This window comes from Streptomyces sp. NPDC044061 (assembly GCF_056434305.1).
In genome coordinates, this window is record NZ_JBWKFL010000003.1 from 207,337 (window position 1) to 233,966 (window position 26,630).

Sequence of the window (26,630 nt, forward strand, 5' to 3'; positions counted from 1 at the left end):
AAGGGGGGAGGGGGAGGGTACGGGGAAGCGAAAGACCGGGGGGGGGGTCGTGGTGGCGCGGTGGGGAGGGGGGGGGGGGGGGGACGATGGTCGCCCCCCCCCCCCACGCCTCGTTTCACGTGAAACCGCTGCAGCAGGCTGCGGACGTGGTCGACGGGGTGATCGAAGAGCACGGGGTGATCGAGGTCGCTGCGCAGCAGCCAGGTGCCCACCCGCTCGGCGCGCAGCCGGGCGTGGAACAACCGGGAGAGATACGGATCCGGGTCACGGTCGCCGCTGTGAACCCCGCCGACCTGATGCTGCGCTCCGGCGAACTCGGCGCAGATATGGACGCGTTCACCCCTCCCTTCCCCCCGGGGGAAGGATGCCTCCGGCCATGTCGACGCTCTGGATGACGGTGCCACGGACCTCGCCGTCGGACTGCTCATGAACCGGCTGACCACTCATCAGGCCCTGTCCCTACGGCAGTTGGGGCCCAGCGGGCGCCCCTGGCCGTGACCGGCGCGACCGGGGCGCTCGGGCGGCGCCGAGGAGACGGCCGAGGCCCACCGGCGTGCGCTGCCGGAGGGCGCCGACGCCGCCGTGGACGCCACCGTCCTCGGCGCCCCGGTGCTCGACATCGTCCGGGACGGCCGGCACCTCGTTCGCTGCCGCCCGTACGACCTGGCCACGCTCCGGGCATCACCTGCCACCACGTGCTGAGCCCATGAGCGGCTGGCCGCTGGTGGAGTGCGCGGCCGTCGGCTGATCGTCTTCCGACCACCCGCACCCCCGTCGCACCGTCGGCCGCCCAGGTGCGAAAAAGACCCCCTCCGACCGCGTTACCGCAGGTCGGAGGAGGTCTTGAAAGTGGAGCCTAGGGGAGTCGAACCCCTGACATCCGCCATGCAAAGACGGCGCTCTACCAACTGAGCTAAGGCCCCGGAAGGGAAGCGTCGACCGGAGATCTCACGATCCGGCGGGCGCCGCAGACCAGAGTACCGGGTCACCCCCCGTATCCCGCAAAAAGATTGGGGGTCCCCGCGGATGACCACTCTCCGTAAGATGCTCGGCGTGGTTCGCTACAGCGAACCGCGGTTTTTCAGGGGAAGCGATGGGGAGACGCAATGGACGCCGCACAGCAGGAAGCCACCGCGAGAGCGCGGGAGCTGCAGCGGAACTGGTACGGGGAGCCGCTGGGGGCGCTCTTCCGTAAGCTCATCGACGATCTCGGGCTGAACCAGGCCCGTCTCGCGGCGGTGCTGGGCCTGTCGGCTCCGATGCTGTCACAGCTGATGAGCGGCCAGCGCGCCAAGATCGGCAATCCCGCCGTGGTACAGCGGGTGCAGTTGCTGCAGGAGCTGGCGGCCCAGGTCGCGGACGGCAGCGTCAGCGCCGCCGAAGCGACCGACCGCATGGACGAGATCAAGAAGTCGCAGGGGGGATCCGTGCTCAACAACACCACGCAGACGACGAACAGTTCGGGTGCGCCGACGGTCAAGCGCGTGGTGCGCGAGATCCAGTCGCTGCTGCGCTCGGTGGCCGCCGCCGGTGACATCATCGAGGCTGCCGACAGCCTCGCCCCCAGCCACCCCGAACTGGCGGAGTTCCTCCGGGTTTACGGTGCCGGCCGCACCTCCGACGCGGTCGCGCACTACCAGTCCCACCAGAACTGACCCCGGGGCCCGGTTTCCCGGAGGGGGTCCGGGGCCGGGCCCAGGGCGGAGTCGCGGGGGCGGCCCCCTTTTTTTGCGGGGCGCCGGGCGTGTCGCTCATCCGGGGGGAGCACCGGGGGGTGCGGGGGGGCACGGGGGGTAGAGGGGGAGACGAGGGGCTAGGGGGAGGAGCGGCGGACTGTCATGGGTGAGGTCTTCGCCGGCCGGTACGAGCTGGCCGACCCGATCGGGCGTGGCGGCGTGGGTGCCGTGTGGCGTGCCTGGGACCACCGACGCCGGCGCTATGTGGCCGCCAAGGTGCTCCAGCAGCGCGACGCCCACTCACTGCTGCGTTTCGTACGGGAACAGGCGCTGCGCATCGATCACCCCCATGTCCTCGCTCCGGCCAGCTGGGCCGCCGACGACGACAAGGTCCTGTTCACCATGGACCTGGTCGGGGGCGGCTCGCTGGTCCACCTCGTCGGCGACTACGGCCCGCTGCCGCCGTCGTTCGTGTGCACCCTGCTCGACCAGCTCCTGTCGGGTCTGGCCGCGGTGCACGCGGAAGGGGTCGTGCACCGGGACATCAAGCCCGCCAACGTGCTGCTCGAAGCCACCGGCACCGGCCGGCCCCGGCTCAGGCTGTCCGACTTCGGCATCGCCATGCGGTTCGGCGAGCCCCGTCTGACGGAGACCAACCTGGTCGTGGGCACGCCGGGTTATCTGGCGCCGGAGCAGATGCTGGGCGCCGAACCGGACTTCCCCGCCGACCTGTTCGCGGTGGGCCTGGTCGCCCTCTATCTGCTCGAGGGCGCGAAGCCCGACGCCAAGGCGCTCGTGCAGTACTTCGCGGAACACGGCACACCCGGCCCGCCCAAGAGCGTCCCGGAGCCGCTCTGGCAGGTCGTCGCCACCCTGCTGCAGCCCGATCCGGCGGCCCGCTTCCGCACGGCCACGGGCGCGCGCAAGGCGCTGGCCGCCGCCGCGGAACTCCTGCAAGAGCCGGGCCCCGACGACGAACTGATCGAGATCTTCGACCAGATCGGCCCGCTGCCGCCCGGGTTCGGCCCCGACGGTCCGCTCGAACCCGCCTCCGGAGTGCGGGTGCGGGCGACGCGGCCGGCCACGGACGCCGCCGACGGGACCGGGAGCACGGGGGGCACCGCGTCCGCCGCCGTACCCCTGGATTCCCGCCGGGAGAGTGACGGAACGCAGCACTCCGCGCCCTCCTCGATGCCCTCGGCGCCGTCGATGCCCTCGATGTCGGACACCGGAAGCTTCCACCTCCCGCCCCCGCGGCCGACGCCGAGCCCCCAGACGTACACCCCGCGGGCGCAGCACGGCAGCCCGTACGGCGTGCACCCCGCCGAACACCCCCCTACTCCGACCACGGGCCCCGTCCCGCTCCCCCCGCACGCCCCCGCTCCTGCGCAGCCCTCACCCGAGCCGCACCCCGCCTGGCACCCCACCCCTCCGGTCCCGGTACCGGAAGCGGAGCAGCGCGTCGACGCCCCCACCGCCTCCTACACCGCCCGGGACCCGCGGGTTCCTCCCCCGCTCCCGCGGCCGGGCCGCCCGCGCGGCCACCGGATGCGGGCCCGCCGCCCCGGTCCCCCGGCCAAGGTGGCGATCCCTCTCCTGCTGCTCGCGCTGGCCTGCTACGCCGTGGGCTTCTGGGCGCTGACCCGCGTGTGACCCCGCCGGGCCACCACCGTCCACAGCCCCAGCACCACCAGCAGCGCGGTGCCCACACCGATCCCGCCGGCCGCGAGCGCCTTCATCGCGAACCCGCCGCCCCCGGTGTCCCCGCTCGCCGCGGCCTCGCGGTCCCGTTCGGTGACCGTGAAGACGCCGTCCGGCACGGACCGCCCGGTGTATCCCGGCCCGCCGTGCGCCCGACCGTCGATCCGTACCCGCAGCGTCACCTCGAACGGCCCCGGCCCGAACGTGTCGGCCATCTGCCGGCCGAGGTGCACGACCAGGTAGTACCCGCCGGCGAAGCGCACCGCGTTCTCCCCGGTGAGGACGGCGTACCGGTTGGCGTACTCCACGGGCGGCAGCGGTTCCAGCGCGACGGAGTTCTGGGTGCCGGTGTAGCCGAGGGAGGCGTCGTCGACGTATCCGCGGACCGGGTTGTAGAGGGACAGGTTCAGGGCGCCGCCGACAAAGCCGTGGCCCGTCGTGGCGCTGCCCAACTCGGCGACGGCGTGCACCCGGCGGCCCCAGTCGACCGGCACCTTGTAGAAGAGGGTCTGCCCCGGGGAGACGCCGGTCCGCCAGACCCCCTGGTCCAGCGGGCGCGCCCGGGCGAAACCGGGCCCGCCGGTCCGGTCGCGGGGCTCGCCGGCGAGCGGCTCGAGGGAGGCGGAGTCCGGGGTTTCGGGCGGGGTCGTCGGACCGGTCTGCGCCAGGCGCGGTTCTGTGACGGGGGCGATCTCCAGTTCCCAGGGCTGCGCCGAGTCCGCCGCACCGGAGTCCCCGGAGTCCAGCCGTTCCACCACGAGGTAGTACGTCCCGGCCCCCTGGCACCGTGTCCGGCCGGCCTCGCGCTGCCCCAGGGCCGTGACGGGACGCGGGCTCTGGGCAGCGCCGAAGCGTGCGGAGGCGTAGGAGCAGGAGCCGCCGCGCGCGTCCTGGACGGAGACGCGGATGCCGTCGGTGGCGGAGACGGTGGCGTGGGCGGGGGGCACGGCGGTGACGGGGACGTACGCCGTGGTCGTCGCGGCGAGGTCGAGGCGGTAGGAGAGCCTGCCGTTCCCGGGCAGGGAGCTGCGGTAGGTCCGGCCGGCTTCGAGCCGGCGCGCTTCGGCGGTGCCCGTCGCGCCCGCGACCCGCGAGGCGTCCGGGGCGAAGGCGTACGTCGTGGTCCCGTCTGCGGCCGCGGTACCGCCCGGCAGCGCGGCCACGGCGCCCAGCACGGCCGTCACGACCGCCACCCGGGCCCCGGCAGCCGCCGGCCGGCCGCCCCGCCACCACGTCCTGCGCCCTCGCCCCCGCACGTGCCGCTCCCGTCGCTCCGTACCGCGCTTTCGGCCGTGGCCCATCCTGCCCCGGGCACGACTGCGCCATCCGTGGAATCCGTACGGCCGTCCGAAACGCAGACGCGCTCACGGCCCGTCTCGCGGTACGCCTACACCACCCCTCGCGGACCGGCAACACGAGACCTCACCGTGCGGCCGCCCGGACAACACAAAACCCCGACCGCACAGGCGGCCGGGGTCTGATCAGATTCTGGATCGGTACTCACGAACCCGTGGGCACGGAGTCAGTCGCCTCCGTCCACAGGTCCTGCTCGGCGCGATCCGCCTGGATCTGGCGGTACACGAGGAGCCCGCCGATGGCGGCCAGTGCGACCAGGAGCAGCTTCTTCACCGCGCGACCTCGTCTTTCTTTGACGTAGGGGACCTCTGGCGCCCGACTATACACACCGACCGATATCGATCGGTGACCTGCGTCGGGCCCCAACTCCCGCCTCCGGCAGCGCAATAGGCCAGGTCGGCGACGGTTACGGCCGGAGGGTGATCGGGCCCGCACGGACCGTTACTTTCTCCCTCTTCGCTCGTCCTCACCTGCTTTTGCGGCTTTTACGACCCGCTTGCGTCCATACGGGTGGTGTTCATCGGAACATCGACGCGCCACGGGCGCAGGTCCACCACTTCGCGACCCCCATACACATCATGAACAAAGTACGCAAATCGCCCAACCCGAAAGTGAGGGGCCATGACCGAGAACAAGGTCGTGAAGCTGTGGACCGCCATCGTCACCGCATTCCTCGCGCTGTTCACGGCGCTCGGACTCGTCACCGCCACCACCGCGGCGGCCCAGACTGAGATCCCGAAGGCCGAGACCGCGAACCGCACCGCCCCGACGATCCCGGCGACGAACCACTGGGCCTGGTCCTACGGCAGGGCCCTGCCCCCCACGATGAAACAGCGGATCCGGGCCGAGGCCCACGGAAAGACCCCCAGCTGCCGGCACCGCCCCCTCACCGAGACCGAGGCTGAGACGGACCAGGCGAACCAGCAGACGGCACCGCTCGACTGCTGAGCAGACCGCAGCACGCAGAACCGCAGACGTTTCGACACCAGGGGCGACTTGCGTACGCATCAGTCGACACGGACAGACCCCCGGCCGGGCCCGGCCGGGGGTCCTGCATGTTCAGGACCCGGCCGCCGAGTCGTCGGGTCCCCTTCAAAGGTCGTAGCCTGGACGGGTGCCCAGGGCCTACGAGGAGATCGCGGACGACAGGCAGCACGGGCGCGGCACGTTCCTACGGCGTCCTCGCGCGCGGGTCGTGCGCGACAACGGACGGCACCAGTGGGAGAAGGACCGGGCGCGGCAGCCCTCGGCCACCAGGTCCGCGACCGGCGCCACGGAGCACGACACGGGCCTGCTCCCGGACGACCTCGTCTTCGTCGCCCGCTACCGCACACTGCCGGCGCCCGCGGAGCTGGCCGAGGCCTTCGCGGTGGCGGAGGGAACGGCACTCCTCGAACGCAGCTACCGCACCCGGTACGCGGCGGAGCCGGCCCCCTTCAGTCTCGTCACCTCGTACCTCCCGCACGCCGTCGCGGCGGCCAACCCCGCTCTCCTGGACGCCTCCAGGGAGCCCTGGCCCGGCGGCACCCACCACCAGCTCTCCACCGTCGGGGTCGAGATCGACCGCATCGAGGAACGCGTCACCGCGCGTCCGCCGACAGCGCGGGAGATCGGCGAGCTGGCGCTGCCGGACGGGACAGCGGTGATCCAGCTCCGCAAGACGTCGTACGACACGGGCGGCCGTGTCGTGGAGGTCTCGGACGTCGTGCTGGCCGGGGACCGTACCGAACTGCTCTTCACCACTTCTCTGGAAAGGTGGTGAATGCCGCCGTGCCCCGGCGCATCACCGTCGTCACCGCTGTCCACGCGCCGTCCGCCCGCTTCCTGCCGGAGGCCCACAAGTCGCTGTGCGAGCAGTGGCTCCCGGACGGCTGGGAGTGGCACTGGGTGATCCAGGAGGACGGCAGGACGGACGAGGTCCGGCCGTACGTCCCGGACGACGAGCGGGTGAGCTTCCGTCAGGGCAGGCCCGGCGGCCCCGGCGTCGCCCGCACCATCGCGCTGGCGCACGCCGAGGGTGCGTACGTCAAGGTCCTGGACGCCGACGACCAGCTCACACCCGGCACGCTCGCCCGCGACCTCGCCGTGCTGGAGGCCGACCGCACGATCGGCTGGTCGACCTCCCGGGTCCTCGATCTGCTGCCCGACGGCTCCACGGCCGGGTTCCCGGGCGACCCGGACGACGGTCCGGTGGAGCGCGGGACCGTGCTGCGCTTCTGGAAGGAGAACGACTTCCGCGCCCAGGTGCATCCGGCGACCCTCTTCGTCCGCCGGGACCTGCTGACCGCGCTGGGCGGCTGGATGGCCCTGCCCGCCTCCGAGGACACGGGCCTGCTGCTGGCCCTGAACGCGGTGGCCCGCGGCTGGTTCTCCGGTGAGGTGGGGTTGCTGTACCGGAAGTGGGAGGGGCAGGTGACCGGGCAGGCCCCGCACGTCGATCCCGCCGAGCGGGAGGCCCGCATGGCCGTGGTGGAGGCCAGGGCCCGAGCGCTTACGGACCTCGCCTGGTCCTGTCCCGCCGGCGGCTGACCAGGGGCGCCTGCCGATCCCCGTCATCTCATCCGGTGAGCACGATGGCCTGCGAGGGGCACTTCTCGGCCGCCTCGCGCACCCTCGGATCGTCCCCGGTCCCCTCCCCGCCGGGCCGGACGACGCCGTATCCGTCCTCGAACGCGAACACGGACGGGGCCCGGTGCGCGCACTCGGCGGAGCCGTAGCACACCCCGCGGTCCACGGAGACCTTCATGCGTCCTCCAGCAGTACGTGACCCCGGCCTCCCCCGTGGGCGGCCCGCCGGTCGGCCCACCGACTCATCAGGACGTCACTGCCCGGTGGACCGCACGGTGAACCGGGCCCCTAGGTGTATTGACGCCCACCGGCGGCGGAGAGCCAGTGGGCGACGCGGCGGACGGTGGGTTCGTCGAGCCGGTCGACCAGCGCGCTCACCGCCCGTTCGTCCTCGGGGGAGAGGTCGTACAGACCCGCCTTGCCCAGACCGGCCATGAGCACCTGGTGCCGGCGGTCCGACATCCGCTCGGCGAGCTTGACCGGCGCCTCGGCGCGCTCCGGGGCCGGGCCGGGCGAGGGGGCGGACGGGTTGGCGGCCGGGGTGTCGTACCGGTGCCAGGTCCCGTCCCGCGGACCCCACAGAGCGACCGCCACGTCGTCACCACGCGCGCGTACCGTCTGGGTCATGTCTCCCACCGCGTACAGCACGGGGGTTCGGTCGGGGGACTCGGCGCCGACCCGCCAACGGGCCCCGGACGGCTGGTAGAACATCGCGACCCAGCGCGGGGCACCGGGAGGTCGCGGGCAGTCGGGACGCTTCACCATGGCACTCACCCCTTCGGGAACAGCCGGTCGGCAGACCTTAGCTGACGCTCCGTCAGATCTCCAGCGCGGCCCAGGGCCCGGTGCCGGTCGTACGGCCGGGTTCCCGCACGCTTCTGGTCTCTTCACGGCCCGCGTGGCACCCTGCCCGCGCCCGGTCCCCCACCGGACCGGGCCGTCCCGGCCCGAGGGAGACCGAAGATGAGCGGACTCGAAGAGGCAGTGACAGGCACCGCGCCGTCGGCGGCGGCGCTGAGAGAGATCCATGCCGACCGGGCACACAGCGCGTACGACCGTGCCGTCGCCACCTGCCGCCACGCCGGGATCACCGAGGACGCCGCCCAGCTCGTGCCGACGACTCCCGTCGGCAGGGCCGCGGGTGCGCTGCGGCTGGCGGCCGGATCGCTCGACGCCCTGGCATCGACCGCGCCCGATCCCGCGGCGGACGCCCGCTGCGCCCGGAACGCCGCCGCGGCGGCGGCGCTGGCGGCCCAGGTGGCCGCGTCGCGAAGCGGGGCAGGGCCGGCCCTTCGGGCCGCGCTGACCGCTTCCCAGGCGGCCGCGGCAGCCGCGGGCGGAACGGCCCGGGGCCGGGACGCGTCGCTGAACGCCACCGCCGACGAGGCCGAACGCGACGCCGTCGCCGCCGCCCGCGCGGCGGGATGGACGGCCTGAGGTCCTTCTTCCGGAGAGGCCCGAGCCGCGAGCCCGCTTCAGCCGCACCGGCCCGTCCGGCACCGGTCCCTCCCCTCGTGGGGACCGGTGCCGGACGGAGCGGGTGGCGTCGAACCGCGCCGGGTCGGCGTGTCGGTGCGGATCGAGGTATCGGAGCGGAGGCGGGTCCGTGGTGTCTCGGGTGTCTCGGTGTCTCGGTGTCTCGGGTGTCTCGGGTGTCTCGGGTGTCTTCGACGTCTGCGGAGCCCCGGCCGAAGTTGACCGAGAACGTTCGGTGTCCCCGGCGGTGTCTCCGCGTGCCGAGCCGGTGGCCTGTCCGGACGGTGCGTGATGAATCGGCTACCGCGTCGTGATCCTGCCATCTGTCGCACCCGCAGAGGAGGTTCCGGCCTCCCGGCCCGGACTTCACCGCAGGTCAGGCGTATAGGGTGAGTTTTCCGGTCCGGACGTTCAGACTCGGGGGGAGTAAGGGGTGGGGCCTTGGGTTCCGACTCAGGGGCACGCACAGCCTTCGCCGAGCGCCTCGCACTGCTGTACAAGGAGGCCGGCAATCCTCCCCTCAAGAGCGTTGCCGAGGCGGTCGTACGGCTGCAGCGGGTGGACGAGCGCGGGCGGCCCGTGCGGGTGTCCGCCCAGCGCATCAGCGACTGGCGGCGGGCGAAGAACGTACCGGCCCAGTTCACCGCCCTCGCGGCCGTCCTGCAGATCCTGATACCTGAGGCACGGCGCTCCCGGCCCGTCCCCGTATCCACCGGCCTGTACGACCTCGCCCAGTGGCAGCGCCTGTGGGAACGCGCGCTGGCCGACCCGGCCGGCGACCGGCCCGCGGTGCCGGCGGAACAGGACCGGCGGCCACCGGACCCGGCACCGCCCGTGGCCGGGGGTGTGTGCCCGTACCGGGGGCTGGCGCCCTACCGCCGCCAGGACGCCCGGTGGTTCTTCGGACGGGAGCGGAGCACGGAGGCCCTGGTGGCCCAGTTGCGCGCTGCGGCGAAGACGGGCGGCCTGACCATGCTCGTCGGCGCCTCGGGCGCCGGCAAGTCGTCACTGCTGAACGCCGGTCTGGTGCCCGCGGTGCGAGGCGGCGCGCTGGGGGACGGCAGCGACCGGGCGGGCCCCGTGCTCCAGATCGTGCCGGGCGCAGATCCGCTCGGCGAACTGACCCGCCGCATACCGGAACTCACCGCCCTCGCCGCCGAAGCGCGCGAGGCCGAGGAGGAAGCGGCGCGGAACCCGGCCGCGCCGGGCTCCGACGCACCGCGCCTCACCCGCGCGGTACGGGAAGCGGTCACGGCATGGGCGCACCGGCAGACGTCCTCGGACGAGAAACCGGACGGTGACAGGGGCGCCGTGGGAGACGCGGGCTCAGGCGGTGACGCGGGCTCAGGAGGAGACGGCGACACCTCATCGGCGGCCCGCCCGGTCATCATCGTCGACCAGTTCGAAGAGACGTTCACCCTCTGCCCCGACGAGTCCGGCCGCCGCACCTTCGTCCAGTTCCTGCACGCGGCCTGCACCCCGCCCGCCGACTCGCCCGGCGCCGCCCCCGTCCTCGTCGTCCTCGGCATCCGCGCCGACTTCTACGAGCAGTGCCTCGGCTACCCCGAGCTGGCCGACGCGCTGCAGCACCGGCACATGGTGCTCGGCCCGCTGACCACCGCGGAGCTGCGCGAGGCGGTGACCGGCCCCGCCAAGGCCGTGGGACTGGAGCTGGAGCCGGGGCTGGCCGAGCTGATCGTGCGCGAGGTGAGCGCCGACGGACCGCGCGGAGCACACGACGCCGGAGTGCTCCCGCTCCTCTCCCACGCCCTGCTCGCCACCTGGCAGCGCCGCAAGGCGGGCCGGCTGACACTGGCCGGCTACCGCGCGGCGGGCGGTATCCAGGGGGCGGTGGCGGCGACCGCCGAGCGCGCCTGGTCCAGCCTCGACCCCGCCGCCCGCTCGGCCGCCCGGCTGCTCCTGCTGCGGCTCGTCCGGCTGGGCGAGGACACCCAGGCCACGCGCCGGCGCGGCACGCGCCGCCAGCTGGCGCAGGAGTCGGCGGACCCCGGCAAGACGGAGGAGTCGCTCGAGGCTCTGGTGCGGGCCCGGCTGGTGACGCTCGACGCGGAGACCGTGGAGATCACCCATGAGGCGCTGCTGCACGCCTGGCCGCGGCTGCGCCACTGGATCGACGAGGACCGGGGCGACCACCTGCTGCGCCAGCGGCTGGAGGAGGACGGCCGCGCCTGGGAGGCCTCGGAGCGCGACAGCTCACTGCTCTACCGCTGCTCCCGGCTGGAGCAGGCCCGCACCTGGGCGAAGTCCGCCGGGAACACCTACCTCACGCGCAGCGCGGTGCACTTCCTGGCCGCCTCGGTCAGGCTGCGCAGGCGCACGGTCCTGATCAGCCGCGCCGCCGTGGCGGCCCTGGTCGTGCTCGCCGTCCTCGCCGCCGGTTCGGCGGTGGTGGCCTGGCAGCAGCGGGACGACGCCGTGTTCGAGCAGGTGCTAGCGGAGGCGGACCGGGTCCAGCACACGGATCCCTCGCTGGCCGCCCAGCTGGACCTGGTGGCCCACGATCTGCGCCCCGACGACGAGGGGACGTACAGCAGGCTGATCTCGATCGTGAACGCGCCCCTGGCCACCCCCCTGCTCGGCCACACCGGCGCCGTCTACCTCACCTCCTTCAGCCCCGACGGCAAGACCCTGGCCACGGCCTCCTACGACCGCACCGTCCGCCTGTGGAACGTGACCGACCGCAGCGACCCCAAGCCGCTGGGCAAGCCCCTCACCGGCCACACGAGCTGGGTGAGCAGCGCGGTCTTCAGCCCCGACGGGCACACCCTGGCCAGCGCAGGCGACGACGGCACGATCCGGCTGTGGGACGTCTCCGACCCCGCCCACCCGGCCCCGCTCGGCCGGCCGCTGACCGGCCACACGGGCACGATCTACCTGGTCGCCTTCAGCCCCGACGGACACACGCTGGCCTCCGTCGGCGAGGACCGCACCGTGCGCCTGTGGAACGTGGCCGACCCGCGTCGGCCCCAGCCGCTCCGCACGCTGGGCGGCCACACCGCCGCCGTGCGCTGTGTGGCGTTCAGTCCCGACGGGCGCACGCTCGCGGCGGGCGGCGACGACGACACCATCCGGCTGTGGAACACGGCCGATCCACGGCACCCCGAGCCGCTGCCGACGGTGCTGAAGGGGCACACGGACATCGTGCACTCGGTGGCCTTCAGCCCCGACGGGCGCACCCTCGCGAGCGGCAGCGCGGACGACACCATCCGGCTGTGGAACGTCTCCGACCCCGCGCACGGGGCCCCGATCGGCTCACCGCTCACCGGGCACACCGGCCCCATCTGGTCCGTGGCGTTCAGCCCCGACGGCGGCCGGCTCGCCGCGGCCAGCGCGGACAGCACGGCGAGCCTGTGGAGCGTCACCGACCCGGCGTCCCCCTCGCAGGTCGGCGAGCCGCTCGCGGGCAGCAGCGGCGAGATGTACGCCCTGGGTTTCAGCCCCGACGGCCGCACCCTGGCCACCGGCAGCGGTGACGGCAAGGCCCGCCTGTGGTCGGTACCGACGCAGGACATGATCGGCCGCAGCGGGGCGTTCCGCCCGGACGGGAAGGTGCTGGCCACGGCCGCACGCGACGGCAGGATCCGGCTGTTTGACGTGGCGGCACCCGGCCGGCCCGTGTCCCTGAGCACCCCGTTCATGCCCGCCGACGGCTACCAGCGTTCGATGGTGTTCTCCCCGGACGGCCGGAGCCTCGCCGTACGGACCGGGCACGGGGCGCTGTACCTGTGGAACGTCACCGACCCGGCCCACCCGGTCCCGGCCCGGCCGCCCCTCACCCTGCGCACCCGCTTCGCGGGCCCCGACTCACTGGCCTACAGCCCCGACGGCCACACCCTGGCCACCGCGTACGACGACCGCACCATCCAGCTGTGGAACGTCACCGACCCCTCCCGCACCGTCCCGCTCGGCAAGCCGCTCACCGGCCACCGGGGCTACGTCAACGCCCTCGCCTTCAGCCCGGACGGGCGCACGCTCGCGAGCGGCAGCGCGGACAGCACCATCCAGCTGTGGAACGTCTCCGACCCCGGCCGGGTCACCCGCGTCGGCCCCGCCCTCACGCAGCACTCCGGCCCGGTCAACGCGCTCGCGTACAGCCCCGACGGCCACACACTCGCCAGCGGCAGCGACGACGACACGGTCCGGCTCTGGGACGTCACCGACTCCGGCGCGGTGACGGCGCTGGGCTCCCCGCTCACCGGGCACACGGAGGCGGTCACGTCCCTGACGTTCAGCGAGTCGGGCCACACCCTGGCGAGCGGCGGCAACGACAATACGGTCCGGCTGTGGAACGTGACGCAGCCCTCCGCGGCCACACCCATCGGCCAGTCGATGAGCCCCTACGCCAAGACGGGCAACTTCCTGTCCTTCAGCCCCAACAGCCATGTCCTGGGGGTGTCGAGCGGCGCCGACACGGTCCGCCTGTGGCGCCTGGACGACGACGCGGCGATCCGCCACATCTGCTCGGTCACCCGGGGCGTACTGAGCCCCCAGAGGTGGCACGAGTACCTCCCCCGCCTCTCCTACGACCCCCCGTGCCCCCGCTGACCGACCAAGATCGGCCAACTACCGCAACCAACAGGCCGGTTGCCTCCCCTGAACCGCCCAACCTTGTTACCCTTGGCCATAGCCCGATCGCTGGTGCATCCCCCGTCGCCAGCGGTCGGGCCTTTTCGTATGCCGTGAACCGGACGGGACGTGGAGGAGCGGGGCCCCTGCGACCCGTGCGCCGATCCGGGCCGCGCCCGGCGAAGAGGTCCATCGCCTCGGTCGACGGCGCGTACCACCCCTGGCAGCCCGTTCGTGTACCGCCGAAGCTGCACGTCCACTTGCACCGGTCGAGCCGGGATCAGGCATCACCCGCCTGTGGGGCGCTGAGCGTGTAGGTGGTCCCGACGCTGGTCTGCACCCATGCGTCCGGGAGAGCTGCGGCGAGGGTGTGCTGGGCGCGCCAGCCGGTGCAGTGACCGGGGACGATCAGCTCGGGTGCGAGTTCGGTGAGCGCGGCCACCGTCGGACCGATGACCGGCTCGAAGGCGGGGCCGCTCAGGTGGAAGCCGCCGATGAGGCCCAGCAGTCTGCTGACGCCGGTCAGCCTCATGGCGTGCCGGATGATGTTGACCACTCCGGCGTGGCCGCACCCGGTGATGATGACAAGTCCCCGGCCGCGCACGTTGATGACGAGTGCCTGGTCGTCGATGACGGCGGGGTCGTGTCGCCAGCCGTTCCCGTCCCAGGCTTGGTGTGCCGGCGGCATGCCGCGCTCGAACTCCGTGACGCGGTCCACCTCGCCGGTGATCAGGATGCCGCCGGCCAGCAGCGACGGCTGCCGCCGCTCGATCACCTCGAACCCTTCGTGTTCCAGGGCACCCCGTGACAGCGTGGGCATCTCCAGACCCTGGCCGGCGGGCAGTTCCAGGCGGCGGCGGGTCCAGACCGCGGGGTGGACCGTCAACGGCAGGCCGGAGCGCCCGCGCAGCCGGGCCAGGCCGTCGAAGCCGCCCGCGTGGTCGAAGTGTCCGTGGCTGAGCACGACGCCCTGCAGGCCGCCGACATCGATGCCAAGACGCTCGGCGTTCACCGCCAGCCCGTCCGGCGACGCGCCGGTGTCGAACAGCAGCGTGCTGCTCGCGTTCCCGTTTCGGACGGTGACCAGGGCGGAGAAGCCGTGCTCGGCACGCAGCCCCGCGACGGCCTCGCCGCCGGCGAACTGCCGCGCGGCGGTCCGCCCGGCGCCCATCGACGCCCGGGTGACGCCTTCGGCGGAGACCAGCAGGGCGTCGACGGTGTTGTCGACCATCGTCGTGACCCTGACCTCGTCGACCTCGGGCAGCGTCACCGGGTCGACAGCCGGTCCCTCCGCGACGCGAGGCGCTGACCACGCCGCCTCGGCCGCCGAGTGTCCGTGATCGTCGCACATGCTAGAAAGCGCCTCCCCGCCGATACGACCGGCCGGGGAAACAGATCCCGGGACGAGCCGCAGGCCCACGGTGGTCGCGCCGGCCGGACCGGCCGCGGGCGCCGCGCGGTGTCATGCTTCCACTCGCGCGGGCGGGACGACGACGCCGATGAGCCCGGTGGCCACGTCGTACACGAGCCCTGAGACGAAGACTCCGGCCCGAAGCTTCCGCTTGAGGATTTCGACGTCGACGCGGACGGCGGCGACCGGGTCGGTGACCGCCTTGGCCTCCAGTTCTCCGGCCGGAACGTCGAAGTAATCGGCCAGCAGCTCGGGGAACGCGGCCAGGTCCGTGATCCCGCAGTCGGTGTGGTGCAGGACCGCATAGTGGTTGTCGACCGGACCGGGGCCGCCCGTGCGGGCCTGCACGACCTTCGCGAGCATCCCCAGCGTCCGGAGTGTCGCGGGCGTGACCCGCCCTCCCACGTTGCGGATCACCGCTGCCTCGCCGAGCTTGAGCCCGAGCACGTCGGACGGGTCGACACGAGGGTCGACGCATCCGATGACCGTCAGACTGCCACTGGGCATGAGCTTGAGGTCGGCGAATGATCCGCCGTCGGCGAACCCGGCGTTCCGCTCGGCCAGCTCGTCCGTGTCGATCACTGTGACGGCAGCCCCTTCTCGCTCTGAGCCTGGACCCCCGGTGACGCCGGCGGCGACCTCCGGTTGCCGCCAATCCTGGCCCGCCGCTGCCTACCCTGCCACTCGCAGACGCCACAGCGCGGCAAGTCTGTCCCCCTGCCGCGCCTCGCCGGGGCGGTGGGAATCGAGGGAACGGAACTGGCCGGACGACGGCTTCCCCGTCCGGGGGGGGCATGCAAAAGACCCCCGGACCAATGATCCAGGGGCCTTCGTGCTGGTGGGGCTAACAGGATTTGAACCTGTGGCCTCATCCTTATCAGGTCGATCGCGGGGGACCGTCGACGTCGGCCAACCGGCGCAGCGCCTCGGGCGACCGTCCACTGAGGTTCCTCGCCGACCGTCGCTGTTCGCACTTGTTGGTGTCAGCCGGTGGTGTCAGCCGATCCATGCGACCTCGACAGGCGTTGCTGCGTGCTTCCTCGCATACCGTCGGAGCGGTCACGGCCCGCCCCTCGATGCGAACTATGGGCGCGATGGTCGCTGAGGTCTGCCCGGCTGCACGGCGCCCTTTTTCCCTCGGCAGGGAGAGCGCGATCACCACAACAGGAAAGCGGTGATCGGCCATCCTGGTAGCACGAGGAGGAATCCCATGACGGCCAGGCCCCAGGCCGCGCTGGCCCCATCGGGCCACCTGGATGCTGGCGGTGATGCTGAGAATGAGTGCCAGCGGCGCGAAGACGAGGAACGACACAAGCAGCCCTAGGACGCCGAGACCGAGAAGCAACAGCAACGACACCAGTGAGAGGACCAGTGCGGCGATGGCTGCACCGTTCCATGCTGTCGGCGAGTGCACTGGTTCGCCGGGCGAGGGGTAAGGGCCGGACGCAGCATGCCATTCTGGGCCCCTGTATGGGCCGGGTGGCCTGCCTGGGCATACACCGGTCACGGCCAGTAGCGACGCCATCACGAAAATGACCACAAGAACGACGGACGACACACGACTCTCCCCGGCGCCTTCTCCTAGGCACTCGCCATGATGATCTCAGCGCTCAACGGCGGGGCACAATGCCGGAACCTGGCCGGCTACACCCCTGACGTCGGTGAAGTCTTGAAAACCGTCGTGGCGCGAGTCACCGTGGGTTCAAATCCCACACCCACCGCCAGCAGAAACGGACCCTGACCAGGTAAATCGGTCGGGGTCCGTTCTCATGCCCAGTGTCCGCCAGCGCCCGTGACTCCCCGCTGTTTCCCGACTCAACGGGCACGGGAAGGGCACGGCGAGCGGCGGCTTCTAGGCGTAGGCGGTCAACACGATGGCGAGTAGCCCAGCCACAGCCGCAGCGAAGACTCGCGGCTTCCTCCAACCCGGCCCCGAAGCCTGGCGGTCCTGCTCCCACGCGAACACCAGACAGGCGCCAAGGCCGAGTGCGCTCCGCAGCAGGAAAACGATGGCGTGCATAGGGAACCTTCCAGAAACCTTCGAACGGACGGGAAGGCTACCCCTGGCAGCCATCCTCCCGTCACCCACCACTCGCCCCAGCTCCCGTCCCGTCTGCCGTCGACCCACACACCGTGGAGCGGGCGTGGTTCAGGGCGTCAAGGTGGAGCGCCCTGCTGGACGAACGACCTTGACGCCCTGGGCCGCGACTGCTCGGCTCTGCCTGGGTCGATGGCGGACGGGATGGGAGCACACCGCGCACGCCACACTCGGCCGGCACCCGCGAACGGCGCCCCCGCCATCTCGGAGCCTGAGCGCCCCCGCCGGAGGCATGTTCTGACCGTGCCCCCTCTCTGCGGTGCTCGACTCATGGCCTTCGGGCCCTATCCACATGTGGGCGCGCGTCGGCGCAGCGCGGGCGGAGCGGGCCGAAGGCAGGAGCGGCGCCCGGCGCGGAGCCGGGAGCGCGCCCGGCGGAGCGGAGCGCAGCCGGGGCTTGATGAGGTAGAGAAACCTGTAACAGCTCTCGGGCTGATCGGTCAGGAAGCGATGCGGCTTACGCAGAGGGCTGGTCGGTAACCAGAAGTCGGCTGGTGAAGCCCTCATGACACAGGCGGTCGTAGGCCCGGAGCACGTCGTCGGGTACGTCCTGGCTGATCATGAAACCCTGTGCGGGGTAGATCAGCAGTCGTTGTAGCGCTCCTACAAGCATGTCGATGACCAGGCGAGCGTTCCCAATGGAGTCGACGTAGCCCTCCAGGGTCATCGGGCTGGATGCACTGACGATCTCGACTGATGGCCACAGCTTGCGCGCGGTGGCGTAAGCCCGCCGCTCCTCATAGGGCTTGCTGATCAGCAGCACGGAGGACACTGCAATGCCTGCCTCCTCCAACAGTTCTCGGGAGAAGCGGATGTTCTCGCCTGTGTTCCGCGCTCGCGGCTCCACAAGGACGGCTGAGTCGGGAACACCAAGCTCAAGTGCGCGCTCCCGGTAGTGCACGGCTTCGCCTCGGGGCATGCGTTCCCGCGTCGTGGGGCTGGTGGCTCCCGTGAACACAAGCAGTGGAGCCATCCCGCGCTTGTAGAGGTCTACTGCCGTCTCGGCCACACCCAGGTCGTGACTGCCCAGGCCGATGGCGACTGAGCATGGCCGCAGGGTGTGGCCCATCTGGTGGTAGTCCCACAGGCGTCGAGTGTCGGCCCATGCTTGTGCGGAGATCATTACTGCCCCTTCTTGTCCTTCGCGGAGTCGGGGACCTTGAAGTCGTACTCCCAGGCGAAACGCGAAGCTGCGTGCACACCGATGGCGAACTCGACCACTGTGTCAGAGGCCGTGTAGGTCGTCCGGTGCAACTCGACGACAGGTTCGCCCGGCGGCAGCTGGAGGAGCTTCACCTCATCGGGCGTGGCGGCTCGGGCGAAAAGCTCTTCCTTCATGTGGTCGATCTCGTACCCCGCGTCGTACAGAACCCGGAAGCCACCGCCGCGGCCGGCCGGTCCTGGAGTGGGGTCCACCAGGCGCGTGCCCTCGACGTGCTCGGGTCGGTAGTAGCTGGTCAGAGTGTGGGTCGGTTGGCTGCCTTCCTTCACCAGCCGAGCCCTCGCATACACCTGGGCGCCTTCGGGCAGCCCGTGTGCTGCTGCGACTGCTGGTGGGGCTTCTACCAAGCTGACGCTCTGGGTCTGCTCATTCCGGCGGTAACCGCGCCCGGAGGCCACACGGTCCGCGATAAAAGCCACCTCGTCGCCGTCACGCCACTTGGCCTTGTCGTACCTGGCAATGCCGAGTCGCTTGAGCGGGACCCTCTGCCGTACGACGGTCCCGTGTCCACGGGAGGACGTCACCAAGCCCTCGGCTTCGAGTGCCTTGTAGGCAGAGTGGCTCCTCTTTGGGCTGCTCCGAAGCTTCGACACTGGGAGTACTTCATGCCGTCTTTCAAGATCGACACGTCGACCGCTGTTGTGTTCGTGGCGACCGCGCCGACGCCGAAGCTGGCCAACGCCAAGACCGGTGAGCGGGCGATGGACCGGGAGACCGGTGCCGCTCTGTCCACGGTGGGTCTGCTGGTCTCGGACGAGGGGGAGGGGAACCTCTACCAGGTGACCGTCCCGGAGACGGGATACCCGGAGGGTCTGACGCCGGGGATGCCGGTGCGGGTGACGGGGCTGAAGGCCCGGGACTGGGAGAACACCTTCAACGGCGAGAAGCGGCACGGGATCTCGTTCCGCGCCATCGCGATCACCCCGGCGGCCTGACCATGACCGACCTGACCCTGTGGCTGGAGGCCACGGCTGGCTTATCCGCCGTCGGCGGTGTCGGCTACGCGAAGGTGCGGGCGCCGCGCGCGTACTGGGCGCTGGTCGGGCTGCCGGTGACGCTGGCCCGGTTCGGGTTCTCCTATCGGGCCACGATGGACGTGTGCGGGCTGACGGTACGGCCGTCGGGTCTGCGGGCGTTCGTGACTCGCAACGTCGCCCGTCGTGAGGTGCAGCCGGTTCCGCCGAAGATCCGCCGGGTGCGAGGCACCTCGACGGGCCTGCGGGTGACGCTGCGGCTTCCGGCCGGCCTGGAGCCCGCCGACGTGGCCGCCGCCTCGGAACGGCTGCGTCACGCCTGGGGCGTGTACTCGGTGACCGTGGTGGAGATCAAGCCGGGCTTCGTGGAGCTGCGGATGACCGGCTACGACGTGCTGCGCCGGGTCCGGATGCCCCGCCAGGCTCAGCCGCGAGACATGATCGTGCCGGTCGCTCTGCGGGAGGACGGGACCGCGTTCGAGCGGGACTACCGCAAAGCCCCCATGGCGCTCACCCTCGGTGCGAACCAGTCCGGCAAGTCCATGTACCAGCGCAACCTGATCAAAGGGCTGGCTCAACTGCCCGTCGCCCTGGTCGGGGTGGACTGCAAGCGTGGTGTCGAGCAGGCACGGTATGCGCCTCGGCTGTCGGCCCTGGTCACCACTCCGGACGATGCCGCCTCGCTGTTCGGCGTGCTGGTCGCGGAGATGGAAGACCGCTTCGACCTGCTGAGCCAGCACGGCGTCTCCGGCATCTGGGAACTGCCAGACCACCTCCGGCCGGTGCCCGTGGTCGTCCTGGTGGACGAGATCGCGGAACTGTTCCTGATCTCTTCCAAGAAGGACGAGGAACGCCGGGAACGGATCGTGACCGCGCTGATCCGGCTCGCGCAGATGGCCCGCGCGGCCGGTATCTACCTGGAGATCTGCGGGCAGCGCTTCGGCTCCGAGTTGGGCAAGGGCGCCACCATGCTCCGGGCCCAGCTCACGGGCCGGGTCGTCCACCGCGTCAACGACAAGCAGACCGCCGAAATGGGCCTGGTCGACGTCGCCCCGGACGCGGTCCCGGCCGCGAGTCTGATCCCGATGGAACGCCCCGGTACCGCTGTCGCTGCGGACACCTCGGGCGGCTGGTCGAAGATCCGTACCCCGGCCGTCTCCCGTGACGAGGTGATCGCCGCGTGCCGCGCGTTCGCCCACCTGGTCCCGGACCTGCCGTTCCTCGAACCGTTCCGCCCCTCCGCGCCCGCTGAGGCCCCGGTGGAGAGTCCGTCGCTGGTCAAGCCGCGATCGGTCACCGACTAGCGGCCCCGCCTGACCCTGACGGGAGGTACTCCGCATGCCCCGCTCGTCCATCCGCCCGGACCCCGTCCTCATCCAAGCCGTGATCGCCGGTGCGCTGTCCTTCGCCCACCTGCACGACCTCGCCAACGCGGCCGGCCAGTCCGGGTGGAAGGCATGGGCTTACCCGGTCTCCGTCGACCTGCTGTTGGTCGCGGCCTGGCGCCGCCTGCGGTCCGCCCGGCGTGACCGCTCGGCCTGGACCTGGTTCGTCATCGCCCTCGGCGCCTCACTCGGCGCCAACATCGCCACCGCCGGACTCCTCGACTTGGGCCACGTGCCCGCCTGGCTGTGCATCATCGTGGCGGGCTGGCCCGCCCTCGCCTTCCTCGGCGGCACCCTTCTCGCCCACTCACCCGTTGGCCCGGCCCCCGCGCCGCTCACATCGGAGGCCGAGAAACCGGCCGTGGCGGAAGTCGAGGTACACCGCGCCGACGAACCAGCCGCGCCAGCTACAGAACTGGCTCCCGCGCCGGAACCGGCACCGGTCAAGCCCGCGGTTCCTGCTCCGGTCGTCCCGGCGGCCCTGCTCGATCACGCCCGCAAGCTCACTGAGGCCCACCAGGCGTCTGCCGGGTCACCGATGCCCGCTGACACGCTCTCGGCCCGCCTCGGTCTGCCCGAGGACATGACCCGCGCGATCACCACACAACTCCAGCTCACCTGACCGAAGGGAGGTTCGCTCATGTCCGCCTACCGCCGCTTCCGCAACGTGATCCGCATCGGTCCCGTGCAGGTCGGCACGTCCTACGACGGCCGTGGCCGCGAGACGCACACCGCCGCTTGCACCGCTCCCGGCTGCGGCTTCGACGCCGACTACTCCACCCGCGCGGGCGCCGAACTCGCCGCTCGCACCCACCGCTGCCGGGCCTGACAAGGAGACCCCCGTCATGAACGTTCCGCTCTGGCTGGCCGTGGCCGTCGTCGGCTACCTCGGCATCAAGCTCGCCCGCCCCTCGTGGTGGCTCGTGGCCGTGCTCCTCCTCGGCGGCTACCTCATCGCACACAGCTTCCTCGGCCCCGCCGTCGGCTCCCTCCTCAACCACTGACCCGAAGGGAGAACCACCGTGCTCACCCCGAAGTACCCGCCCCAGGACACCTCGCCCCCGGCCACCACGCAGGCACAGCCCACCGCCGCACCGCTCCCGGCCACCGCCGCGCCGCCGGCCTCCACCCGGCCGACCATCCAGCTCACTCCGGGCAGTGCGCTCGCCCTCGCTGCCGGTGGTGGCGCCGTGGTCCTGGTCGTCGGCGCGGTCCTGGTCTCGCTGCTCCTGGCCGTCGCCATCACCGGCGCCTCCGTCGCCGTGGTCGCCATCGTCCTGCGGTTGCTCGTCAACGACTTCCACAAGGCCCGGTGACCGGCATGGACAGCCACTTATTCGCAGCAGCCCTACCGGCGCTTGGCTGGGCCGTGCACGGCGGCATGCTCACCCGCCGCCTGGCCACCGCCCGCCGCGACCCGCTGACCGGCCTGCACACCCGCGCCGGATTCACCGCCCGCGCCGAACGCCTGCTCGCCAAGCACCCCGACACCCTCGTGGTCCTGGTCGACCTGGACGACTTCAAGGCCATCAACGACACCCACGGCCACCCCGCCGGGGACACCGTTCTCATCGCGACCGCCCGCCGCCTCGGCGACTGGTGCGGAGGCAACGGCATCGCCGCCCGACTCGGCGGAGACGAATTCGCCGCCATCGTCACCGACCCCGCCCACACCCCCGGCGCCCGCGCCCTCCAGGCCGCCCTGGACCGCCCCATCGAGCACCAGGGCCGCATCCTGTCGGTCTCGGCCTCGGTCGGCTTCTGCCACCGCCGGGCCCTGCCCGTGCCGACCCTCACCGACGCCCTGTCGACGGCCGACGCCTCGATGTACGCGGCCAAGGGCCACGGCAGGCGCAACACCCACCACTGATCACGAAAGGAACTCACACCGTGCGCATCTTCAACCGCAAGCCCGACCCCGAGCCCGCCCGCAACGAGGAAATGGTCGAACTCGGCCGCGACTACGCCATCGCCCGCCGCCACGGCGACACCAGGGCCATGAACCGGATCATGCGGCAGGTCGGCAACGACAAGGACGTGACCGACCTGAGCGACTTCCGCTCGGGCCAGGAGTCCTACGACTCCATCCCGCCCATTCCCCGCGGTCGCAAGCGCCGTAGCTGAACGGCCCCGGGGCGGCTCTCTCGCCAAAGACCGCCGCCCCGGCGCCTGCACCCACTTCCAGATCCAACGGACCCGAAAGGGAAGCCCCATCATGCCCACCCGCGCACGGATCTGTCGCGACTGCGACGGCCACGCCACCGCCCACATCACCACCGGCACCCGCCACGCCGACGGCACCCGCGTCACCCTCCGCGTCACCTGCCCGGCCTGCAAGGGTTCGGGCACCGCGCCTGCCGCCCGCCTCGCCCGCGTCGGGAGGTGACCGCAGTCATGAGGACGATCACCACCTCCGCCCACATGGAGCCGGACACCACCGCCCGCCTGAGCGTGTTCACCCCCACGCCCGAGGACGAAGGCTTCGTCAGCCTCCGTGTCGGGGGAGAGTTCGTCGACATTGCGCTGATCGCCCGTCCGGGCACTGCCGACGCCCTGCGTGCCCTGGCTCGCGTCGCCGAGGAAGCCGCCTCGGTCCTCGACCGGATCGCCGAGACCGCGGACGGTGCCGCGTGACCGATGCCGCCACCATGGCGGGCCTGGACCCGGCCACCCTCGCCGACGTGCTGAGGCTGGCCGGGTCCACCGGCTTAGACCGCATCCAGGACCAGATCCGCCGCACCGGCGGCTGCACCGACCCGATCCGCCTGATGGGCTCGACCGTCACCCGCGACGCGGCCACCGGCCACGTCCTGCACTCCTACTCGACCGCCACCGAACCCGGCGGCGTCCTCCGCGTGGCCTGCGGCAACCGGCGGGCCTCCCGCTGCCCGTCCTGCGCCTGGACCTATGCGGGTGACACCTACCACCTCATCCGCGCCGGTCTCGTCGGCGATCCCGCCAAGGGCACCCCGCACACGATCCGGGATCACCCGCGGGTGTTCGCCACGCTTACCGCGCCTTCCTTCGGCCCGGTCCACAACCGGCCCGGCACCCGGTCCTGCCGCTGCGGCACCCACCACCAGGAAGACGCCCCCGAACTCGGCACCCCGCTCGACCCGGAGACGTACGACTACGCGGGCGCCGTGCTGTGGAACAACCACGCCTCCGACCTGTGGCGCTACTTCACGATCTACCTCCGCCGCGAGATCGCCAAGCGAGCCGGACTCACCCAGAAAGCCGCGCGGGAACAGTCCCGGGTCTCCTTCGGCAAGGTCGCCGAGTACCAAAAACGCGGTGCCGTCCACTTCCATGCCGTGATCCGCTTCGACGGCCCCGACGGACCCGACGATCCGCCCCCGGCCTGGGCCACCCTCGACCTGCTCGCCGACGCCATCCGCGCCGCCGCCGCTCGCGTCGCCGTCGACGTGGCCCCGGCCGGGGACCAACCGGCGCGCACGCTGCGGTGGGGAACCCAGCTCGACGTCCAGGCCATCGGCGCCTTCGGCCACGGCGAGGAGATCACCGAACAGGCCGTGGCCTCATACGTCGCCAAGTACGCCACCAAAGCGGCTGAGATCTCCGGCGCCGCTGACACTCCAGTCCACTGCCGCAAATGCAGGGGAACCGGGCGATCGACTCGGTACGACCGCCCCGGTTCGCCGCTCAGCCGATGCCCCGGATGCCACGGCACTGGCCTGGCAGAAGACCTCGCACGACTCGACATCTCCGAACACGCCCGCCGCCTCATGGCCGTCTGCGTCGCTCTCCAGCCGCTCTTCCCCGACCGACCCTTAGCCAAATGGGCCCACATGCTCGGGTTCGGCGGTCACTTCTCCACCAAGTCCCGCAGCTACTCGACCACCCTCGGCGCGCTGCGCCAGGTCCGCGCTGACTACCGCGCCGCCCAGCAACGCGCTGCCCTCGGCCTGCCTGACCCCGACGACGAGGAAACAACCACTCTCGTCCTCGCCCACTGGGCCTATGCCGGCCACGGCCACACCCCCGGCGAATCCTGGCTCGCCGCCAACATCCGCCGCGACATCCAGCACAACCGCGAGATCGCCCGCGAAGAACTACCCGCACAGCTCGCCCTGGAAGGAGCCGACGCATGACCACTGCCGCCCCTGTCCTGCTGACCGTGCCCGAGGTCATGACGCGGCTGAAGGTGGGCCGGACCAAGGTCTACGACCTGATCCGTACGCACCGCCTTGTGTCCATCAAGGTCGACGGGTGCCGGCGTATCCCGGACCAGGCGGTCCAGGACTTCATCACTGCTCGGATCGGGGAGGCCGCCTGATGGCGAAGCGTCGGCCCAACGGCGGCGGCACGATCACCAAGCGGTCCGATGGTCGCTACCAGGGCGCCGCGTACGTGACCGACACGGACGGCAACCGGGTTCGTAAGTACGTGTACGGCCGGACCTGGGACGAAGCCAACGAGAAGCTCGGCAAGCTCCAGGACCAGGAGCGCAACGGCATCCCGGTGCCGTCTCGGTCCTGGACGCTCGGCGAGTGGCTGGCCTACTGGCTGGAGCACATCGTCGCTCCGGAGCGCGAGCACAACACGTACGTCAAGTACGAGTCCAAGGTGAGGCTCTACCTCGTGCCTCACCTTGGGAAGAAGCCACTGGTCAAGCTCACCCCGGCGCAGATCCGCGCCTTCATGGCCGCGCTGGCTCGGGAGCAGGTCGGTGCTTCCGCCCGCTTCGAGGTCCTCCGCGTTCTTCGCAACGCGCTCAACCGGGCCATGCGCGAGGAGCTTGTCACGCGCAACGTCGGCCTGCTGGTCGACATGCCCAAGGTGTCCAAGGACAAGGGCTCGGCCTGGAACGCGCGGGAAGCGATCGCGTTCCTTCGCTCGGTCCGGGCTCACCGCCTGTACGCGGCCTGCGTCCTAGTCCTGGTCCTCGGTCTTCGCCGCAGCGAGGTGCTCGGCCTGCGCTGGCAGGACATCGACTTCGAGGCCGGCCACTTCACCCCGGTCAAGCAGGTGCAGCGGGTCAAGGGCGTGGGCCTGGTCCTCAAGGACCTCAAGACAGAGTCCTCCCAGGCCGTGCTCCCGCTTCCGGGGTTCTGCGCTCGTGTCCTCGAGGAGCGTCGGGAGCTCCAAGAACTGGAACGGAAAAACGCCGGTGAGCACTGGTCCCAGGAGCCCGACCAAGACCTCGTCTTCTCCGCCGAGCATGGCGGCCTGATCGACCCGGTGGGCTTCTCCCGCACCTTCGATCGGCTCGTGAAGCGCGCCGGCGTCCGCCGGATCACGGTCCGCCTCGCCCGGCACACCTGCGGCACGTTGCTCGCCTTCCTGAAGGTGCACCCCAAGGTCGCCCAGGCGATCCTCCGCCACAGTCAGATCAGCATGACCATGGACGTCTACACGCACGTAGTGGGCGAGAGTGAGCGGGAAGCGGTCGGGCTGCTCGCCGAGCTTCTGGAAGATCCACTCATCGGCTGATGTCAGCCATGGATGTCAAAGACCCCCAGCCGGTATCGACTGGGGGTCTTTTCGCTGGTGGGGCTAACAGGATTTGAACCTGTGGCCTCATCCTTATCAGGGATGCGCTCTAACCAACTGAGCTATAGCCCCGCCGCGCTCTGCGGTGTGTCCCGCGCGCTGACTCCTGAAGATTAGCGCACGAGGGCGGGAGTCCCAAAATCGATTGTCGGGGGACTGTCAGGAGAGCCCGGCAGGTGGGGTCACTCGTCCTCGGCCAGCGTCAGCTCCACGCCGCCCACGAAACCCGCGGAGAGGTTGTAGATGAACGCCCCGAGCGTCGCCAGAGCCGTCGCGAGGACGACGTCGATGACCGCGATGATCGTCGTGAACATCAGGACGTGCGGCAGGGAGAGGAAGGCCTGCAGGTCGAAGCCGTTCGCCTCGTTGGAGCCGGTCGCCTCCGAGATCGTGCCGCCCACCGTCGAGAACACGCCCATCGCGTCCATGACCATCCACAGCACCGCCGAGGCGACGATCGTGCAGATGCCCAGCGCGATGGAGAGCAGGAAGCTGACCTTCATGACCGACCACGGGTCGGCCTTGGCGACGCGCAGCCGGGCCTTGCGGGTGCGCGGCGCGGGGCAGGGAAAAAGATGAGGAGAAGGGAGAGAGCACAGGGGGGGACGCGCTGGGTAAGGCCACTGCGGGGGGTGTGGGCCCCTTGCGGACGCTACTCCCCA

At 71.5% G+C, this 26,630-nt stretch carries 30 protein-coding genes and 2 tRNA genes; 21 read left to right on the forward strand and 11 right to left on the reverse strand.

All coding sequences use genetic code 11. The features are described 5' to 3' along the window. Window positions 1-119: 119 nt before the first annotated feature. Window positions 120-395, forward strand: coding sequence for a hypothetical protein (locus tag AC07CM_RS05750; RefSeq protein ID WP_478875077.1), 276 nt, complete (start codon window positions 120-122; stop codon window positions 393-395). 455 nt (window positions 396-850) lie between these two features. Here AC07CM_RS05750 and AC07CM_RS05755 read toward each other — a convergent pair. After that, window positions 851-923, reverse strand: a tRNA-Ala gene (locus AC07CM_RS05755). Window positions 924-1,106: 183 nt separating this feature from the next. Here AC07CM_RS05755 and AC07CM_RS05760 point away from each other — a divergent pair. Next, entirely contained in the window at window positions 1,107-1,655 is a 549-nt protein-coding gene (locus tag AC07CM_RS05760; RefSeq protein WP_478875078.1) for a helix-turn-helix domain-containing protein, read from the forward strand. A 183-nt stretch (window positions 1,656-1,838) separates the two neighbouring features. Beyond that, entirely contained in the window at window positions 1,839-3,329 is a 1,491-nt protein-coding gene (locus AC07CM_RS05765) for a serine/threonine-protein kinase (protein WP_478875079.1), read from the forward strand. Here AC07CM_RS05765 and AC07CM_RS05770 read toward each other — a convergent pair. Together AC07CM_RS05770 and AC07CM_RS05775 are read right to left on the reverse strand one after the other, a co-directional pair. Further along, window positions 3,293-4,561: a hypothetical protein gene (locus tag AC07CM_RS05770; RefSeq protein WP_478875080.1), complete on the reverse strand. Its 1,269-nt coding sequence runs from the start codon at window positions 4,559-4,561 to the stop codon at window positions 3,293-3,295. The two genes, AC07CM_RS05765 and AC07CM_RS05770, sit on opposite strands and share 37 nt — an antisense overlap. A 316-nt stretch (window positions 4,562-4,877) precedes the next feature. After that, window positions 4,878-5,006, reverse strand: coding sequence for a DLW-39 family protein (locus AC07CM_RS05775; RefSeq protein ID WP_003999697.1), 129 nt, complete (start codon window positions 5,004-5,006; stop codon window positions 4,878-4,880). Between the two features lie 348 nt (window positions 5,007-5,354). On the opposite strand from AC07CM_RS05775, the gene AC07CM_RS05780 reads away from it, so the two are divergent. From AC07CM_RS05780 to AC07CM_RS05790, 3 genes are all read left to right on the forward strand, one after another. Then, the gene (locus AC07CM_RS05780; RefSeq protein ID WP_478875081.1) at window positions 5,355-5,681 is read left to right on the forward strand and encodes a DUF6344 domain-containing protein; all 327 of its coding nucleotides are present in this window, start codon (window positions 5,355-5,357) and stop codon (window positions 5,679-5,681) included. A gap of 166 nt (window positions 5,682-5,847) precedes the next feature. Further along, the gene (locus tag AC07CM_RS05785) at window positions 5,848-6,495 is read left to right on the forward strand and encodes a GntR family transcriptional regulator (protein ID WP_478875082.1); all 648 of its coding nucleotides are present in this window, start codon (window positions 5,848-5,850) and stop codon (window positions 6,493-6,495) included. An 8-nt stretch (window positions 6,496-6,503) separates the two neighbouring features. Next, window positions 6,504-7,262 carry a glycosyltransferase family 2 protein gene (locus AC07CM_RS05790; protein WP_478875083.1) on the forward strand — a complete coding sequence of 253 codons (759 nt, stop codon included), beginning with the start codon at window positions 6,504-6,506 and terminating at the stop codon, window positions 7,260-7,262. 28 nt (window positions 7,263-7,290) lie between these two features. On the opposite strand, the gene AC07CM_RS05795 is transcribed toward AC07CM_RS05790, so the two are convergent. Continuing rightward, the gene (locus AC07CM_RS05795) at window positions 7,291-7,479 is read right to left on the reverse strand and encodes a ferredoxin (RefSeq protein WP_478875084.1); all 189 of its coding nucleotides are present in this window, start codon (window positions 7,477-7,479) and stop codon (window positions 7,291-7,293) included. Between the two features lie 110 nt (window positions 7,480-7,589). Beyond that, entirely contained in the window at window positions 7,590-8,066 is a 477-nt protein-coding gene (locus AC07CM_RS05800) for a hypothetical protein (RefSeq protein ID WP_478875085.1), read from the reverse strand. A gap of 198 nt (window positions 8,067-8,264) precedes the next feature. Here AC07CM_RS05800 and AC07CM_RS05805 point away from each other — a divergent pair, with 198 nt between their 5' ends. Both AC07CM_RS05805 and AC07CM_RS05810 read left to right on the forward strand, forming a co-directional pair. Next, on the forward strand, window positions 8,265-8,738 hold the full coding sequence (locus AC07CM_RS05805) for a hypothetical protein (protein ID WP_478875086.1): 474 nt from the start codon (window positions 8,265-8,267) through the stop codon (window positions 8,736-8,738). Between the two features lie 480 nt (window positions 8,739-9,218). After that, window positions 9,219-13,343, forward strand: a complete 4,125-nt coding sequence (locus AC07CM_RS05810; RefSeq protein ID WP_478875087.1) for a WD40 repeat domain-containing protein — start codon at window positions 9,219-9,221, stop codon at window positions 13,341-13,343. Window positions 13,344-13,644: 301 nt separating this feature from the next. On the opposite strand, the gene AC07CM_RS05815 is transcribed toward AC07CM_RS05810, so the two are convergent. The 4 genes from AC07CM_RS05815 to AC07CM_RS05830 all read right to left on the reverse strand — a co-directional run bounded on the left by AC07CM_RS05815 (window position 13,645) and on the right by AC07CM_RS05830 (window position 18,688). Beyond that, on the reverse strand, window positions 13,645-14,715 hold the full coding sequence (locus AC07CM_RS05815; protein ID WP_478875088.1) for an MBL fold metallo-hydrolase: 1,071 nt from the start codon (window positions 14,713-14,715) through the stop codon (window positions 13,645-13,647). Window positions 14,716-14,826: 111 nt separating this feature from the next. Further along, entirely contained in the window at window positions 14,827-15,357 is a 531-nt protein-coding gene (locus AC07CM_RS05820; protein WP_478875089.1) for a carbonic anhydrase, read from the reverse strand. Window positions 15,358-17,330: 1,973 nt separating this feature from the next. Next, complete coding sequence (locus tag AC07CM_RS05825; protein WP_478875090.1) at window positions 17,331-17,996, reverse strand: YdcF family protein; 666 nt, start codon at window positions 17,994-17,996, stop codon at window positions 17,331-17,333. After that, on the reverse strand, window positions 17,996-18,688 hold the full coding sequence (locus AC07CM_RS05830; RefSeq protein WP_478875091.1) for a GntR family transcriptional regulator: 693 nt from the start codon (window positions 18,686-18,688) through the stop codon (window positions 17,996-17,998). Before AC07CM_RS05830 ends, AC07CM_RS05825 begins: the two co-directional genes overlap by 1 nt. A gap of 12 nt (window positions 18,689-18,700) precedes the next feature. Between AC07CM_RS05830 and AC07CM_RS05835 the strand changes: the two genes are divergently transcribed. From AC07CM_RS05835 to AC07CM_RS05895, 13 genes are all read left to right on the forward strand, one after another. Then, the gene (locus AC07CM_RS05835; protein ID WP_478875092.1) at window positions 18,701-19,030 is read left to right on the forward strand and encodes an SCO3933 family regulatory protein; all 330 of its coding nucleotides are present in this window, start codon (window positions 18,701-18,703) and stop codon (window positions 19,028-19,030) included. A 2-nt stretch (window positions 19,031-19,032) separates the two neighbouring features. Then, complete coding sequence (locus tag AC07CM_RS05840) at window positions 19,033-20,373, forward strand: FtsK/SpoIIIE domain-containing protein (protein ID WP_478875093.1); 1,341 nt, start codon at window positions 19,033-19,035, stop codon at window positions 20,371-20,373. 34 nt (window positions 20,374-20,407) lie between these two features. Next, complete coding sequence (locus tag AC07CM_RS05845) at window positions 20,408-21,076, forward strand: DUF2637 domain-containing protein (RefSeq protein ID WP_478875094.1); 669 nt, start codon at window positions 20,408-20,410, stop codon at window positions 21,074-21,076. 18 nt (window positions 21,077-21,094) lie between these two features. Beyond that, the gene (locus tag AC07CM_RS05850; RefSeq protein ID WP_116129402.1) at window positions 21,095-21,283 is read left to right on the forward strand and encodes a mobile element transfer protein; all 189 of its coding nucleotides are present in this window, start codon (window positions 21,095-21,097) and stop codon (window positions 21,281-21,283) included. Between the two features lie 16 nt (window positions 21,284-21,299). Continuing rightward, window positions 21,300-21,458, forward strand: a complete 159-nt coding sequence (locus AC07CM_RS05855; protein WP_478875095.1) for a hypothetical protein — start codon at window positions 21,300-21,302, stop codon at window positions 21,456-21,458. Window positions 21,459-21,476: 18 nt separating this feature from the next. After that, window positions 21,477-21,770, forward strand: a complete 294-nt coding sequence (locus tag AC07CM_RS05860) for a SpdD protein (RefSeq protein WP_478875096.1) — start codon at window positions 21,477-21,479, stop codon at window positions 21,768-21,770. Between the two features lie 5 nt (window positions 21,771-21,775). Beyond that, the gene (locus AC07CM_RS05865) at window positions 21,776-22,324 is read left to right on the forward strand and encodes a GGDEF domain-containing protein (RefSeq protein WP_478875097.1); all 549 of its coding nucleotides are present in this window, start codon (window positions 21,776-21,778) and stop codon (window positions 22,322-22,324) included. A gap of 20 nt (window positions 22,325-22,344) precedes the next feature. Further along, the gene (locus tag AC07CM_RS05870) at window positions 22,345-22,578 is read left to right on the forward strand and encodes a hypothetical protein (protein ID WP_478875098.1); all 234 of its coding nucleotides are present in this window, start codon (window positions 22,345-22,347) and stop codon (window positions 22,576-22,578) included. A 91-nt stretch (window positions 22,579-22,669) separates the two neighbouring features. After that, a complete protein-coding gene (locus tag AC07CM_RS05875) occupies window positions 22,670-22,840 on the forward strand; it encodes a J domain-containing protein (protein WP_181925212.1) in 171 nt (56 codons plus the stop codon). Between the two features lie 8 nt (window positions 22,841-22,848). Then, the gene (locus tag AC07CM_RS05880) at window positions 22,849-23,088 is read left to right on the forward strand and encodes a hypothetical protein (protein WP_478875099.1); all 240 of its coding nucleotides are present in this window, start codon (window positions 22,849-22,851) and stop codon (window positions 23,086-23,088) included. Further along, window positions 23,085-24,566 (forward strand): replication initiator, encoded by a 1,482-nt coding sequence (locus AC07CM_RS05885; RefSeq protein ID WP_478875100.1) that lies wholly within the window; start codon window positions 23,085-23,087, stop codon window positions 24,564-24,566. Before AC07CM_RS05880 ends, AC07CM_RS05885 begins: the two co-directional genes overlap by 4 nt. Further along, window positions 24,563-24,751, forward strand: a complete 189-nt coding sequence (locus tag AC07CM_RS05890; protein ID WP_385010456.1) for a helix-turn-helix domain-containing protein — start codon at window positions 24,563-24,565, stop codon at window positions 24,749-24,751. The genes AC07CM_RS05885 and AC07CM_RS05890 overlap by 4 nt, the downstream gene beginning before the upstream one ends. Beyond that, the gene (locus AC07CM_RS05895) at window positions 24,751-25,908 is read left to right on the forward strand and encodes a tyrosine-type recombinase/integrase (RefSeq protein WP_478875101.1); all 1,158 of its coding nucleotides are present in this window, start codon (window positions 24,751-24,753) and stop codon (window positions 25,906-25,908) included. The genes AC07CM_RS05890 and AC07CM_RS05895 overlap by 1 nt, the downstream gene beginning before the upstream one ends. Before the next feature lie 55 nt (window positions 25,909-25,963). Here AC07CM_RS05895 and AC07CM_RS05900 read toward each other — a convergent pair. Together AC07CM_RS05900 and AC07CM_RS05905 are read right to left on the reverse strand one after the other, a co-directional pair. After that, window positions 25,964-26,040 (reverse strand) — tRNA-Ile (locus tag AC07CM_RS05900). 110 nt (window positions 26,041-26,150) lie between these two features. Continuing rightward, the coding region (locus tag AC07CM_RS05905; protein WP_478875102.1) for a DUF3566 domain-containing protein at window positions 26,151-26,630 on the reverse strand (480 nt) is incomplete at its 5' end.